Here is a 14,160-nt window from a genome sequence, read left to right as displayed (position 1 = left end):
CGCAGATTACCTGCAGCTTGCATTGCCTGCATCCGGAAATGCGAGAAAGGTAATGCTCGCCGGTGCGAATTCGACCCTTCCAGCCTTGGTTGGCCTGCCGGTCATCGAGGGCAGGGGGTCGTCGGCTCCCAGCTTTAGCTCGCTGCCGTTCAGGTCTACGTTCGTTCCCATCAGATCTTTTGCCGTCAGCGTATATCTCTCGGACCTTACAGGTGTTTCGATCTCGTGCGCAGAGGCGCGGTCCGCGTTGATGGCCAGCAGCGCGACCCCACCGGGATGCCCCCGCAGGCAGTGGGCGTAGAGATGCAGGTCGGTTGCGGGCGACGCTCCCGCATCGAGCACTGTCGTCCCCATCATTTTGCGCCACAGCAGAGCCGACCAGTAGTTTGGCCGGGGAGCCAGAGTGTTTTCATCGAGCAGGCCATAGTCGCTGGCTGACAGCGTATTGTGCATCACCACCTGCACGCCACGCTTAGCCAGTCGCCCAAGCTGATCGAGGTAGCGGAAGCTGTCGATAAAATCCGCGGCCCACGGATCGCCCCCACAGGCCGTCTCTCCCGTCTCGGTCAGCCACATCGGCTTGCCTGGGGTGAAGCGATCTCGCAGCGCGGCATAGAAGGTTTCTTCGCGATCCGTCCGCGATAGCCAATCTTCAGACAAAGCCTCTTCGGGCGTTCGTGGGGCGATCATGCCAGGTCGAGCACAACGCAGGGAGACGCTGCCGTAGAAGTGATAGGAGAAGGCGTCCAGGCCCGGACCTTCTTCTTTCAGCATGTCCTCGCTTCTGAGCAGGTGCATGCCCGGCATACTTCCAAGCGCCCCACCTTCACCCACCGATCCCGGGCCGAGAATCAGCATATCGGGAGCGGCCGCTTTGATGAAGGGCACAAAGGCGCGGAAGTCGCGTCCATATGCTGCTGCGTCATAGCCCTTCGGAGCGCCGCCGATCTCGGCAAAGGTGGGCTCGTTGAACATCTCGGCGGCTGCAATATTTCCGCCGATGCTCTTGGTGTAGGCCAGAACCTTCTTCGCCTCCACCGGCGTCCATATGCCGTTCGCATCGCGGACTCCCGCGCTGACGGCAAACGAGGTGACGAGTTCTGCATCGACCGCCTTGGAGAAATCGACGACCCCTCGCCATTGCTGCCTCGTCAGTACACTCTTAAAGCCCGCAGGCGGAGCCGCCGGTGCTGGGGCATCGGAGTCCTGAAAGTAGGTGGAGTTTGCCCAGGTTCCGCTTACCCGCACGTAAGCAGGCCCCAAGGCCGCGGCCAGTTTGCGCAGGCGAGGGTTCGAAAGATCGATCGGGGCGCGGTAGCGATACAACGATGGGTCCATCCCGGCCGGGACCGACATCTTTGCCTTCTCCGGTTCAGGCGCGGCCGTTGCTCCCGGCTTCTTGTATGGAGCCCAAAAGCGTCCTCCAGTGATCTCTACCATCTCGATGTTGAACGATTGGTAGCGCTCGCTGACTGTGCCGATGCGCGGCATCGTCGCAGGCGCAATGGAAGGCGCTGCCGCAACTGCCGGAATCGTCAAAGAGATCGTGCCTGCAAGTACGATCAGCGTTGAGAACGCAGTTGCACCAAAAGATTTCTTCGTTATCATTCGTGGCACATCCTTCCATTTTCCAATTTAAGTTTGGAGTTCGGCGGAATTCTATACCGTTCGGGCAATCGCTGGATAGGAAAGATGAAATCTCTTAACCGCCGAAGGCAATCTGTCCCAGAAGTACCGCATTCAATGTAAGGATGATGCCGACTGACACCCATCCTGCGATCTTCGTTCGGCGTGCGCTGACGAACGTATCCATTACCGAATGGCGGTTGGTCAGAATCAGCAGCGGAATCAGTGCAAAGGGCAGGGTGAAGCTGAGGATCACCTGCGAGAAGATCAGGATCTTCAGTGGGTCGAGCCCCACTGCTATGACAATCAACGCGGGAATAACCGTAATCAGCCGCCGCAGGAAGATGGAGAACTTGATATCGAGAAAACCTTCGATGATCACTTGTCCGGCCATCACACCGACGGTCGAAGACGAGAGCCCCGAGCAGAACAGCGCCACGGCAAAGATCACCGCTGAGACCGGCCCCAGCAGCGGGCCAAGTGTTTCGTGCGCCTGTTCGATGGTCGTCACCGGGTTGGGCAGATGCGAAAACGCGACTGCCGCCATCAGGATCATGGCGGAATTGATCAGCCACGCTCCGTTCATGGCGAAGAGCACATCGATCAGCTCAAAGCGCAGGTACTTGCGCCGCCTCGAAGATCCCACCACCATCGGCTGCTTCTTCAGTTCCTGCACGCGTGGCTGCACCAGCGCCGAGTGCAGATAGATCACATGCGGCATCACGGTCGCGCCAAGCATTCCCACGGCGACGTACAGGCTGGCGTGGAGTTGCTTCGGGTCGAGCGTCGGCAGCAGCGTCCGATAGGCGGCGAGTTTCCAGTCCGGATGCACCAGAAAGACCTCGAAGCCGTAGCACAGTCCAATCACGCCGACGAAGGCCATGATGCCCCACTCCAGCCACTGGTATCCCGCCAGATCGAGCGCAAGGATCAGAAACACCGCGACCGCCGAGACGAGTGCGGCAGCGAACATCGTCTCCGTGCGCGTCCATCCATGCGCCAGCATCGCTGGGCCCACCAGAAGGTAAAGCCCCAGCGCTGCACCCAGAAACTCGGCCAGGTCCGTGGCAATGGCAGAGACCTCCGCCGCCACCCAAAGAAAGATCGTCATGGGCCGTGAAAAATGCTTGCGGCAGTTCTGCGGCAACGTCAGCCCGGTCACAATACCCAGCTTGGCTGAAAGGTACTGGATCAGAATGGCCATCGCGTTCGACCAGAGCAGTACCCAAAGCAGCCGATAGCCGAAGCGGCTGCCGCCCTCGATGTTGGTCGCAAAGTTTCCCGGATCGATATATGCAACCGAAGCCACAAACGCCGGACCAAAGTACGCCCACAACTCGTTATGCCGAAATCCGAATCGAGACTTCTTTGGAGCCGGCGTTGGCATCGAGGTTGTTGCCGACGCCATCGGCGCAGCCGTCTCCGTCGAGGCGAACTCCACCTCTGTCCCGGCTTCGGCGTACGACGATGAACGATGGTCTTCCATGTCAGTCCCAAACAATGCCAAAGAGAAGCGCCTCAATTTAGGCTTCCCTAATAATTAGGTATACCTAAATTACTGAAATGCGTCAAACTGAATCTGGAGTCAATTTGCATGTCAGCCCGCCGCCAGGCAAACCGCAATAGCGAATCTGTCGATAACTACCTCAAGGCCATCCTCGCGCTGGGTGGTCCCGAGCATCGCCGTGTCACCAGCACCGCGCTTGCCGACCATCTTGGCGTCGCTCCGGCCTCGATCACCAACATGCTACAAAAGCTGGCTGCCGCTCAGACACCTCTGGTCGAGTACGAACGGCATCGTGGGGTGCAGCTCTCCGAGGCAGGGAAGCGGCGCGCGCTCGAGGTGCTGCGTCACCATCGCCTGATCGAGACCTTTCTCTACGAGATTCTCGACTATCCCATCGACGAGATTCACGAGGAGGCCGAGCGGCTGGAGCACTTCATCTCCGAACGCTTTGAAGAGCGTATCGCCGCCAAGCTGGGCCACCCCCGCATCGACCCCCATGGCCATTCCATCCCGACCATGGAAGGCGAGATGACTCCGGAGAATTCGATTCTTCTGACCGAGGTCGAGCAGGATGGGGTCTTTATCATCGACAGCGTCTCGGACCGCGATGCCCACGCCCTGCGTCAGTTTAAAGCCAATGGCATCAAGCCCGGAGCTCATCTGCGGGTCAGGAAGCGGTCCTCGGTGGAGGGATACACTGTCAGCATCGGACGGTCTTCGACGGCCTTCGATCTTTCCCGGGAAGTTGCCGGGGGCATCCGCCTGCTGCCCTGCGCAAAATAAAGCTGCGGCGCGCTGTTCGGTCGCCGGTTTGACTCTGTGAACTGCCTTGCCTAGGCTCAAAGTGAGAGAACGGAGATACATCTGCAAATGAAAGTTCTGGTAATCGGCGGCGGTGGCCGCGAGCACGCCCTCGTCTGGTCGCTTCTTAAATCGCCGCAGGTCAACGAGGTAGTCTGCGCCCCGGGCAACGGCGGCATCGCCCAGATTGCCCGCTGCCTTCCGGTAGACGTTAACAGCCTGGCCTCGATGGTGCAGGTGGTCGAAGCCGAGCGTCCCGATCTTACGGTGATCGGCCCCGAGGTTCCGCTGTCCCTCGGCATCGTCGACGAGCTGAATCGCCGCAGCTTCCGCGTCTTCGGCCCGACGCAGGCCGCTGCAAGGCTCGAATCGAGCAAGGCATTTGCCAAGGAGTTCATGCAGCGCCACGGTATCCCCACCGCGGCCTACGCCGTCTGCACCACACTCGACGAGGTGCGCGAGCAGCTCAATCACTTTACGCTGCCGGTCGTGGTCAAGGCCGATGGCCTGGCTGCCGGCAAAGGTGTCGTCATCTGCGAGACTCGTCTACAGGCTGAGTCTGCTGCTGCCGAGATGTTCAGCGGAGCGTTGCTCGGCACGCATGAGACCGAGATTGTACTCGAAGAATTTCTTACCGGCGAAGAGCTCTCGTTCTTTGCGCTCTGCGACGGCAAACATGCCGCTGCAATCGCCTCTGCGCAGGACCACAAGCGCGTCGGAGAAGGTGACACCGGCCCCAACACCGGCGGCATGGGAGCCTACTCCACCGACGGCCTTACGACGGCTGCCATGCGCGAATGGCTCACGGCAAACGTTGCGCAAAAGGTCGTCGACGGCATGGCCGCCGAGGGCAATCCATTCAAGGGCATTCTCTTCTGCGGCATAATGATGACGCCGCGCGGCCCGATGGTGTTGGAGTTCAACACCCGCTTCGGCGATCCCGAAACCCAAGCCATTCTTCTGCGCATGCAGTCCGACATCGTCGATCTCTGCAACGCGTCGATCGATGGTACGGCCAACGCGCTCGACATCAAAATGCACCCCGGAGCCAGTGTCTGCGTCATCGCAGCCAGTGGAGGCTATCCCGGCAAGTACGCCTCGGGCAAGGTGATTGAGGGTGTTGCCGATCAGGCGGACAAAGACGTCGTCGTCTTCCACTCCGGCACTGCCATCAAGGATGGCCAGCTCGTCACTGCAGGCGGCCGCGTTCTGGCCATCACGTCAATGGCACCTGACCTGCGAACCGCACTCGATCTCGCTTACGCGCGGCTGGCAAAGATCTCATTTGAGGGGATGCAGTTCCGCCGCGACATCGGCCATAGAGCTCTGGGATAAAAAATAGAGCAAAAGCTAAAACCCGGAATCAAAAGATCAAGCCAGACGAAAGATCAAAGCCGAGGTACGAAGATGGTTGCGCTGACAGGCGAAGAACTGGTGGCATGGAACGATAAGACCGCCGAGCAGTGGCGAAATCTATTGGAGACGCATCCCCACCTGCTGGCGCTGCCCTGCGATGTGGCTGGGGTCAAGACCGTTGGCGAGTTGATGCAGCATATCGTCGCGGCGCAGCTTCGCTATGCGGAGCGACTCTGCGGATTGCCCGCCACGCCATACGAAGAGATTCGGTATGGCACCGCAGCCGAGGTGTTTGCAACGCATGTACAGGGAATGGATCTCTTCCGAAGACTCATCGCGGACTCTGCTTATAACTGGGAAGAGGAGGTGGAGTTTGTCACTCGTCGCGCAGGCTCGCTGATGGCCACGCGCAAGACCTTCTTCATCCACGCCATGACGCATGGCATCCGCCACTATGCACAGTTGGCAACGTTGGTGCGGCAGCATGGAGTCGCGCCTGACTGGCCCATGGACTATCTGTTCATGGGTGCGCGTTGGGCTTAGCTCCTGCCCCGTCCCCGAAGATTCACGTTCAGTGAAAAGGTACAACCTTTCATTGACTTTCCTTCGGGGCGCCAATAAAGTGGCGCTGACATGAAAAAAGCCGCCGCCCTGCTCTGCTTTCTCGCCTCCTTCGCCTATGCGCAAAAGCGTCCCGCCATCACCGGCATTGCGTTTGTTCGCATATACACGGCAGACCCGGCGGCCTCTACCGCCTTCTACAAGGACAAACTGGGCTTCGACCGAAGCGAAAAAGACGGCCTCGCCCGCTACGCCGTCAGCGATTCTCAGTGGCTCGAGGTCACAGCGTTGCCCACGCCCGCGCCGCAGTCGAGGATCGCTGCCATCGCTTTTACGACTCGCAACGCCACCGGACTGGCGCAGTATCTCAAGGCTCATAATGTTGCCATTGACCAGCCACTCCGCAACGGCAGCTTCGGCGTCCACGACCCGGAGGGTCACCTGGTCATCTTCGTCCAACAGCGTCCTGCATCGTCCAAGACGATCTCGCCACGTGCGACCTCCCACCGGATTATCCACACCGGCTTCTGGGTTCATGACCGCGCCAGGGAAGACCAATTTTGGCACGATATTCTCGGCTTCCGCCCGCTCTGGTTCGGCGGCCAGCACGACGGCGAGATCAACTACGTCAGCAGCCAGGTCCCCGAAGGTACCGACTGGATCGAGTACATGCTCAACCGCGGCGAGTCGCCGAACGCTCACTCGCTGGGCAGTATGAACCACTTTTCGCTGGGGGTCGCCCATATGAGCGATGCTGTCGCGGCGCTCGCCCGCAACGGCTGCACCGGCCCGGAGTGCCGCAAGACCCAGATGGGCCGCGACGGAAAGATACAGCTTAACCTCTTCGATCCTGACCTGACGCGGGTGGAGTTCATGGAGTTCAAGCCCTCCGGCACCACCTGCTGCTCGCCCTTTACCGGACCGCCGCCTAGTGAGACAGAGAACCGCTAAAAACTTGGAGCCACATACTCGTAACGAATATGTGGCCCAACGGTAGATCCTTCAACACTTAATCGACTGGTCGTTAGCTAAATCAGACACTCACCGTTGCCGGAAGAATCTCCGAGACATCCACCCACTGCGTCGGGTAGTTGCCTGTGTAGCAGGCCGTGCAGTAGCTGTTCGGATGCTCGTCGCCCTCGGTGCAGCAGTGAATCAGCCCCTCAAGCGAGAGATAGGCGAGCGAATCCGCCTCGATGAACTTGCAGATCTCTTCGATCGATTGATTAGCCGCGATCAGGTCCTTCTTGCTGGGCGTGTCTACTCCATAGAAGCAGGGCGAGATCGTCGGCGGGCAGGAGATGCGAAGGTGTACTTCCTTTGCACCTGCAGCACGGACCATGCGCACGATCTTTCGCGAGGTCGTTCCCCGAATGATCGAATCATCAATCAAAATAACCCGTTTGCCTTCCAGCAGCGAGCGCACCGGGTTCAGCTTCATCCTTACACCGAAGTCTCGCGTGCGCTGTTCAGGCTGAATGAAGGTGCGGCCCACGTAATGGTTGCGGATCAAGCCAAGGTTGAAGGGAATCCCCGACTCCTCCGCGTAGCCGATCGCCGCGGTTACACCGGAGTCCGGTACGGGAACGATCAGGTCGGCGGGAACACCGGACTCACGCGACAACTGCCGCCCCATCTCCGCTCGCGATTGCTGTACCCAGCGACCAAAGATCTTCGAGTCGGGTCGCGCAAAGTAAACATGCTCGAAGACGCAGCTTGCTTGCTTCGTCGTCGTGTCGAAGTAGCGGCTGGTCACGCCATCCTCGGACACCATTACCAGCTCACCCGGCTGTACATCGCGCTCATACTTGGCATGCAGCAGATCGAAGGCGCACGTCTCTGAGGCAAAGACAAATGTATCGGGAGCGCCGTTCTCGCCCGGGATTCTTCCCATCGATAGCGGCCGGAAGCCATGCGGATCGCGGGCCGCAAAGATGCGGTTACGCGTCATCATCACAATCGAAAACGCGCCCTCAACCTGCGACAGCGAATCGGCGATGCAGTCCACCAGCGTCGAATGCTTCGAGTGCGCGATCAACTGGATGATGATCTCTGAGTCCGAGGTCGTCTGGAAGAGCGCGCCATCGCGCTCCAGCCGCTCCCGCGCCGTGCCCAGGTTCACCAGATTGCCGTTGTGCGCAATCGCGATCAAGCCCTTCGTGCTCTCAACCGAGATGGGCTGCGCGTTCAGCAGCGCCGAATCACCGGTGGTGGAGTAGCGAGTGTGTCCGATGGCGATGTGGCCGGGTAGTTTGGCCAGCACATCATCGGTAAAGATCTCCGACACCAGGCCCATGCCCTTGATGTCGTTCACATTCTGCCCGTCGGCGGAGGCGATGCCGCCAGACTCCTGTCCGCGATGCTGCAGCGAGTAGAGGCCCCAGTAGGTCATGCGCGCCGCGTCGGGATGGTTGTAGATCGCCATCACGCCGCACTCTTCGCGCAGCTTATCGAACGGGGTAGCGTCCTCTTCATCCATCTCTTCTATCGGATTGTTCTGGAGTGCAAGCAAGGTATCCATTATGCCGTCACCACCTCATCTGCAAGCTGCGCATCCAGCGCGCCAGCCCACTCGGCCTTCAATGCAGAGACAGAACTCGAAACAGCAGAGCCTTTGGCCGTAAAGATATCCAGCATAGGGCCGCCGGTAGTGCCGATATCGCGGACTGTGACCGACCCGAACTGTCCACAGACCTCGGTCAACCGCGCAAAAGCTGCATCCGTGCAAGTTACGATGATCGCACTGGCCTCTTCGCCGAAGAGGTTTGCCGCCACGTCATCTCCAGCAACGTCATCGAGGCTGACCGCCGCGCCAACTCCCTTGACGAAACTGGCCTTGGCCAGAGTAACCGCAATACCGCCGTCAGAGATATCGCTGGCCGACGTGATCAGGCGTTCATCTGCCAGAGCGGCGAGGCATTTATGAAGCTCAGCCTCCTTCGCGACCTCAAGTTGAGGAGGCGTGCCCCAGAAAGAATTCAGAACAGTTTTCGCATAATCAGAGGAGCCAAACGCCTGAAGCCTATTCTGTGATCCTTTGGCCGAAAGCAGAATAATCCGCTCGCCACCCTTGCGAAATCCGCTCGGTACGCTCTTCGTCACATCCTCAATAATTCCGACGATCCCAAGCACCGGCGTCGGATAAATTCCCTCGCCCTTGGTCTCGTTGTAGAGCGAAACGTTACCACCCGTAATCGGTGTGCCCAGTGCAACACAAGCCTCGGCGATGCCATCAATCGCGTTTGAAAGCTGCGCCATAATCTCCGGCTTCTCCGGATTGCCGAAGTTCAAACAGTTCGTCGCCGCTACCGGAGTAGCGCCGGTACAAGCCACCTTGCGCGCGGCCTCAGCCACGGCATGCATCGCGCCTACCTTCGGATCGAGATACGTCCAGCGACCGTTACCAGCCAGCGCCATCGCCAGCCCGCGCTCGGTGCCCTTAATGCGCATTACGCCAGCCTCGCCGCCCGGTCCCTGCACGGTGTTGGTCTGCACCATCGAGTCATACTGCTCATAGACCCAGCGCTTGTCGCAGATGTTCGCGCTCGCCAGCAACTTCTTCAGATCGGCGGTATAGTCGCGGGGCTTTTTCAACTCTTCCAACGCGGCAGCCGGAGGATCGACCGGTACCGGTGCCTTCCACGTGCCTACCGGGCGGTGATACAGCGGAGCGTCATCGGTGAGGCTCTTATTGGGAATATCGGCCATCAGCTCGCCGTGCTGCGTGATGACCATGTTCGGCTTTGCGGTCACGGTGCCGACGATCGAGGCATCGAGCCCCCACTTCTTGAAGACGTCAAGAACCTCTTGCGCGCGCGGCTTGTCGGCCACCAGAAGCATCCGCTCCTGCGACTCCGACAACATGATCTCGTAGCTGGTCATGCCCGTCTCGCGCTGCGGCACCAGGTCAAGCTCGACTGTCAGCCCCAACTCGCCACGACCACCCATCTCGCAGGTTGAGCAGGTCAGACCCGCTGCGCCCATGTCCTGAATGCCAAGCACCGCGCCCGTCGCCATCGCCTCGAGGCAGGCCTCGAGCAGCAGCTTCTCCATAAACGGATCGCCCATCTGCACGTTGGGACGCTTCTGCTCGCTACCTTCGGTGAACTCTTCGGACGCCATCGTGGCCCCGTGAATACCGTCGCGGCCAGTCTTCGCGCCGACATAGATCACCGGATTACCGACGCCGGTCGCCTTGGCGTAGAAGATCTCGTCGCGCTTCACCAGTCCCAGCGCAAAGGCATTCAGCAGCGGATTGCCCGAGTAGCAGGTCTCAAACCGGGTCTCACCGCCAAGGTTCGGAACGCCGAAACAGTTGCCGTACCCGGCCACGCCATGCACAATGCCGGTAGCAACCTGATGATTTTTGCGTCGCAGCGCTTCGTCCGGCTCGGCTTCGTCGAGAGGCCCAAAGCGTAGCGAATCCATCACCGCCAGTGGCCTTGCATTCATGGTGAAGATGTCGCGCAGAATGCCGCCCACACCGGTGGCCGCGCCCTGATAGGGCTCGATGTAGCTGGGGTGGTTGTGCGACTCAATCTTGAAGGCGCAGGCCCATCCATCGCCCACGTCGATGATGCCAGCGTTCTCGCCCGGCCCCTGCACCACAAGCTTGCTCTCCGTCGGCAGCCGTCTCAGGTGTACCCGCGACGATTTGTAGGAGCAATGCTCCGACCACATCACGGAAAATATCCCCAGCTCGGTCAGGCTGGGCGTGCGTCCAAGCGCGGCTTCGATGCGCGTGTACTCGTCCGGCGTAATACTGTGCTGCTTGAGCAGCTCAGGGGTAATGGTGGCTGGGGTGGGAGGCTGAACTGGGTGCTGAACTTGCGTATTGGGCATGGCTCGCTATTAAGATTGTCGCACGTACGGCAATCTACCGTTGCCCAGCAGTTCTCGTTCAGGTCCCAGACTTGTCTTTATTGCCGTTCCAGCGCCTCCCGGTCCCACTTCGCCGCATTCGCTCCGGCCTCGTAGGAGCTCGCTAAAAACTCCAGCAGCGACGCTTCCGGCGAAGCCTCTGCTCGTACGTCCTCATACCGGAAGATGAACTCCCCTAAGGTCTTATCCCATCCTGCTGCCGTCGGCCGAATCTTCGCTTCTGCCAGTCCCTCCGGTACCGGAGCAGCATAACAATAGAACGCCGCCGCTCCATAGCCGCCATTTCCCGGCCAGAATCCGGCAGAGATCACTTCGTGTGAGTAGGCCTCCCGCTGAATCGCATCCGCTCCCGGACGAGGAGGCGCAAGCCGCCCGGAGAACCGTGTCACCGCAAGATCGAAGCTCCCCCAGAAGAAATGAATTGGGCTGACCTTACCGAGAAAATCAGTCCCAAACTGCCGGAAGACTTTTTCCGTTTCGACCAGCACCTGCCAGAACCGCTGCACGTATTCCTTGTCATAGGATTGGTGTTCCGTATCCAGATCGAACCGGATCGGATGCGCCAACTCGCACGGCATCGGGTCGATCTTCACGGTCACGCCAAGCGAAGCCAGACAGCCGAGATATTCCTTATAGAAATCAGCCACCGTCTGGGCTCGCAGTTTCATAGCCAGCGCCTGCCCCGACCCAAGCCGAAGGTGCAGCTCGTGCGCCACAAAATCGAACTCGATATCGAGCACATCATCGCCGTACGGCATCGCCGATGTGCCCAGCCCTCGTGCCGTCACGTACAACGGCACATTCCACCAGTGGTTCTGCAGCGGAGTCAGCGCCAGCCGCGTCTTGCCGACGATCTGTGTCCATATATGCAGCGTGTCCGCCGTCGCTGCCCACTCATCCCACACCAGCGACGGCCACGCCGTCTTGATCGCCTCAGCCATGGCACCCTCCGTGAAAATTCAATGGGCACAGCATACTCCGGAATCATGCCAGCGGTACTAAGCGCCCGTACTACCAAACCCCGCAGCTCCTCTTGCGGCCTCGGCCAGCTCTGCTACCTCTTCAAACTGTGCTTCGATCCGTTGCACAATTCTGAGTTGGGCAATGCGCTCTCCGGCCTTCACCTCTACCGTCGCCGTGCTCAGATTGGTGACGATTATTTTCAACTCTCCGCGATAGCCCGGATCGATCACACCGGCCAGCGTCGTCACGCCGCGCACCGCCAGGCCCGAACGATCTTCGACCAGCGCTCCATGCGTCGAAGGAAACTCCATCGCAATCCCTGTCGGTACAGGGACGGTCGCTCCAGCAGCAATCGCCACGCCTTCGACGGCATAGACGTCGGCGGCGAGATCGCCATAGGCCCCGGTATGCGCATACTTCGGCAGCTGCGCCGCCGGATGCAGCTTCAAGACCTTGATCTTCGGAGAGACGCTCTCACCGTGCTGCAAACCCTCAACCTCAACTACCGCGATAGAACCCATTCAGAAAAGCCCTCTCAAAAACGAAGATGTTATGTATCTTCCCATTCTCCCGCAACCCGCGGCCTGTGTGCGTTAATAGTGAAATATGGCAGTCAGCGTCATCGCAACCGTCCTCAACGAAGTGGACGAGATTCCCAACCTCGTGGCGAGCCTCACCGACCAGACCCTCATCGCGGCCGAGATCGTTATCGTCGATGGGGGCTCCACTGACGGCACATGGGAGTGGCTGCAGAACGCCAAATCGCAATACCCCGCGCTGATCGCTATTCGCGATGAGAGTTGCAACCTCAAGCAGTCGCCAGGGCCCATCGCTCGCGGTCGCAACGTCGCTATCGCCTCGGCGAGCTCCGACATCATCGCCTGCGCCGATGCGGGCTGCACCTATCGGCCCGATTGGCTCGCCAATCTCACTGCGGCCATCCGCTCCGGCGCGGCAGAGTACGCTCTCGGCGGCTCCTGCATCGATCCCGCTTCGCCCACCGTATGGGACATCGCCTCGGCTCCGTTCTTCGGCGTCAAGCTCAACCCCAACGAGTTCACCAAGTCCTGCACCGCCCGCTCCATGGCCTTCCGCAAATCTCTGTGGCAGAGCGTCGGCGGCTTTCCCGAGACGGTCCTTCTCGGCGAAGACACGCTCTTCGACGCAAAGGTGCGCAAGCGCGTCACGCCCAACTTTGCCGAGTGTGCCAAGGCGTTCTACCGTCCTCGCCACGCGCTCCGGTCGGCTCTGCAGCAGCTTGCCAGTTATGCACTCGCCGATGGAGCTCTGGGCATTCGGCCTGCGCGGCTTTTCCGCAATGTGGCCCGCTGCGTGGTCGAGGTGCTGGCGCTGATCGCGCTACACTGGAGTCCTATCCCGCTGTTCGTTATTCTCGCGCTTGAAAACTACTTCGCCTTCCACTTCGACTGGCGCAGCCTGCAACGAGCCAGCTTCCGTACCCTGGCAGCACGGCTTGTTTTCTCGATACTCGTTCCATGGGTCGTTGCCTGGAACCAGGTCAAAGGCAGCATTACCAAAGCCAACCTTCCCAACCGCCAGAACGCTGTCTAAGAAGTCAGCGGTTTGCGCAGCGTAAAGATCACAAAGGTGTAGTCCAGGTCGAACTTATCCCACCGCACCGGACGCTCGCTGCACTCGAGGTCTACCTCACCTGTGCTCTCGAATCCCACTGACTGTGCCAGCCGCAGAATCTCCTGGATCTCCGCCTTAGTAAAGATCTTGATTGCAGCACCATGCGCCATCCTGCCCGTGGTGTCGATCGCCGTCGGGTAGTAGTCGGTTGAGGTGATCAACAATCCTCCCGGCTTCAGCACACGGTACATCTCGCGCAGGTAACCCTCCAGCGGAACGCCATGCTCGATCACGCTCATGCACGCGACGGCGTCGAAGTAGCCGTCAGGAAAGATAGTGCGGGTAATATCGCCCGGCAGGTATCGAATCGGTCCTCTGCGCGCTTCTTCGGTAAACGAGAGGTTGATGCCATAAAGATTGCGATACCCGTAAGCAAACAGGGCTGGCAGCACGTTGCTGTAAAACTCCGCACCGGCGTCCAGCACCCGTGCCGAGTCGGTTGTCGAGCGGAGAATGGCAAAGACCGCAGCAAGATGGTCCCAATTTTTTTCTGCGCCGCGGTGTAGTGGAAGCCGTGCTGCCTTCGCCGCATTAAGCATCTGTTGCCACTCTGCGCGGTTCTTCAATACACCGTTCGGCAGTGGCGGCTTCGGTGCTGCCGCAGGACGCCCGGTTCCAAACTTCAACCTGAGATAGAGCCGATAGGCCGGTTCGGGCCGCAGGGCGCTGCTCTTAATTCGTCGAAATAATCTCCGCGACCATGGCGTTCGCGAGACCGGCTGGGATGAAGAAATCGGCTCGGGCATCAACTCTTACTATAAGTGGAACGAGCTGCACCCATTCCAGATACAGTATGCGATTGGTTCGCTCTG

General features: G+C 59.7%; 12 protein-coding genes. 5 read left to right on the top strand and 7 right to left on the bottom strand.

The window, feature by feature from the left end:
- Positions 1–6 precede the first annotated feature (6 nt).
- Complete coding sequence (locus tag IEW09_RS02040) at positions 7–1,608, bottom strand: glycosyl hydrolase family 79 N-terminal domain-containing protein (protein WP_188552483.1); 1,602 nt, start codon at positions 1,606–1,608, stop codon at positions 7–9.
- Between the two features lie 94 nt (positions 1,609–1,702).
- Positions 1,703–3,133 (bottom strand): Nramp family divalent metal transporter, encoded by a 1,431-nt coding sequence (locus tag IEW09_RS02035; protein ID WP_229739021.1) that lies wholly within the window; start codon positions 3,131–3,133, stop codon positions 1,703–1,705.
- Between the two features lie 87 nt (positions 3,134–3,220).
- Between IEW09_RS02035 and IEW09_RS02030 the strand changes: the two genes are divergently transcribed.
- The 4 genes from IEW09_RS02030 (at position 3,221) to IEW09_RS02015 (ending at position 6,802) form a co-directional block, all read left to right on the top strand.
- On the top strand, positions 3,221–3,916 hold the full coding sequence (locus IEW09_RS02030) for a metal-dependent transcriptional regulator (protein WP_188552482.1): 696 nt from the start codon (positions 3,221–3,223) through the stop codon (positions 3,914–3,916).
- A gap of 87 nt (positions 3,917–4,003) precedes the next feature.
- Positions 4,004–5,269, top strand: coding sequence for a phosphoribosylamine--glycine ligase (purD, locus tag IEW09_RS02025; RefSeq protein WP_188552481.1), 1,266 nt, complete (start codon positions 4,004–4,006; stop codon positions 5,267–5,269).
- Positions 5,270–5,341: 72 nt separating this feature from the next.
- On the top strand, positions 5,342–5,833 hold the full coding sequence (locus IEW09_RS02020; RefSeq protein WP_188552480.1) for a DinB family protein: 492 nt from the start codon (positions 5,342–5,344) through the stop codon (positions 5,831–5,833).
- Between the two features lie 90 nt (positions 5,834–5,923).
- Complete coding sequence (locus tag IEW09_RS02015) at positions 5,924–6,802, top strand: VOC family protein (RefSeq protein ID WP_188552479.1); 879 nt, start codon at positions 5,924–5,926, stop codon at positions 6,800–6,802.
- Positions 6,803–6,884: 82 nt separating this feature from the next.
- Here IEW09_RS02015 and purF read toward each other — a convergent pair whose 3' ends face one another.
- From purF to dut, 4 genes are all read right to left on the bottom strand, one after another.
- Positions 6,885–8,372 (bottom strand): amidophosphoribosyltransferase, encoded by a 1,488-nt coding sequence (purF, locus tag IEW09_RS02010; protein WP_373282783.1) that lies wholly within the window; start codon positions 8,370–8,372, stop codon positions 6,885–6,887.
- On the bottom strand, positions 8,372–10,693 hold the full coding sequence (purL, locus tag IEW09_RS02005) for a phosphoribosylformylglycinamidine synthase subunit PurL (RefSeq protein ID WP_188552478.1): 2,322 nt from the start codon (positions 10,691–10,693) through the stop codon (positions 8,372–8,374). Before purL ends, purF begins: the two co-directional genes overlap by 1 nt.
- A gap of 77 nt (positions 10,694–10,770) precedes the next feature.
- The gene (locus tag IEW09_RS02000; RefSeq protein ID WP_188552477.1) at positions 10,771–11,673 is read right to left on the bottom strand and encodes a DUF5996 family protein; all 903 of its coding nucleotides are present in this window, start codon (positions 11,671–11,673) and stop codon (positions 10,771–10,773) included.
- 57 nt (positions 11,674–11,730) lie between these two features.
- Positions 11,731–12,216, bottom strand: coding sequence for a dUTP diphosphatase (gene dut / locus IEW09_RS01995; RefSeq protein WP_188552476.1), 486 nt, complete (start codon positions 12,214–12,216; stop codon positions 11,731–11,733).
- Between the two features lie 85 nt (positions 12,217–12,301).
- Here dut and IEW09_RS01990 point away from each other — a divergent pair, with 85 nt between their 5' ends.
- Positions 12,302–13,267, top strand: coding sequence for a glycosyltransferase (locus IEW09_RS01990; RefSeq protein ID WP_188552475.1), 966 nt, complete (start codon positions 12,302–12,304; stop codon positions 13,265–13,267).
- On the opposite strand, the gene IEW09_RS01985 is transcribed toward IEW09_RS01990, so the two are convergent.
- Entirely contained in the window at positions 13,264–14,094 is an 831-nt protein-coding gene (locus IEW09_RS01985; RefSeq protein WP_188552474.1) for a class I SAM-dependent methyltransferase, read from the bottom strand. The genes IEW09_RS01990 and IEW09_RS01985 overlap by 4 nt on opposite strands.
- Positions 14,095–14,160 lie beyond the last annotated feature (66 nt).

It is taken from the genome of Edaphobacter dinghuensis (genome assembly GCF_014640335.1).
Classification (GTDB): Bacteria; Acidobacteriota; Terriglobia; order Terriglobales; family Acidobacteriaceae; genus Edaphobacter; species Edaphobacter dinghuensis.
Note: the sequence above shows the minus strand (reverse complement) of the source record. Positions and strands in the feature narration are given on the sequence as shown.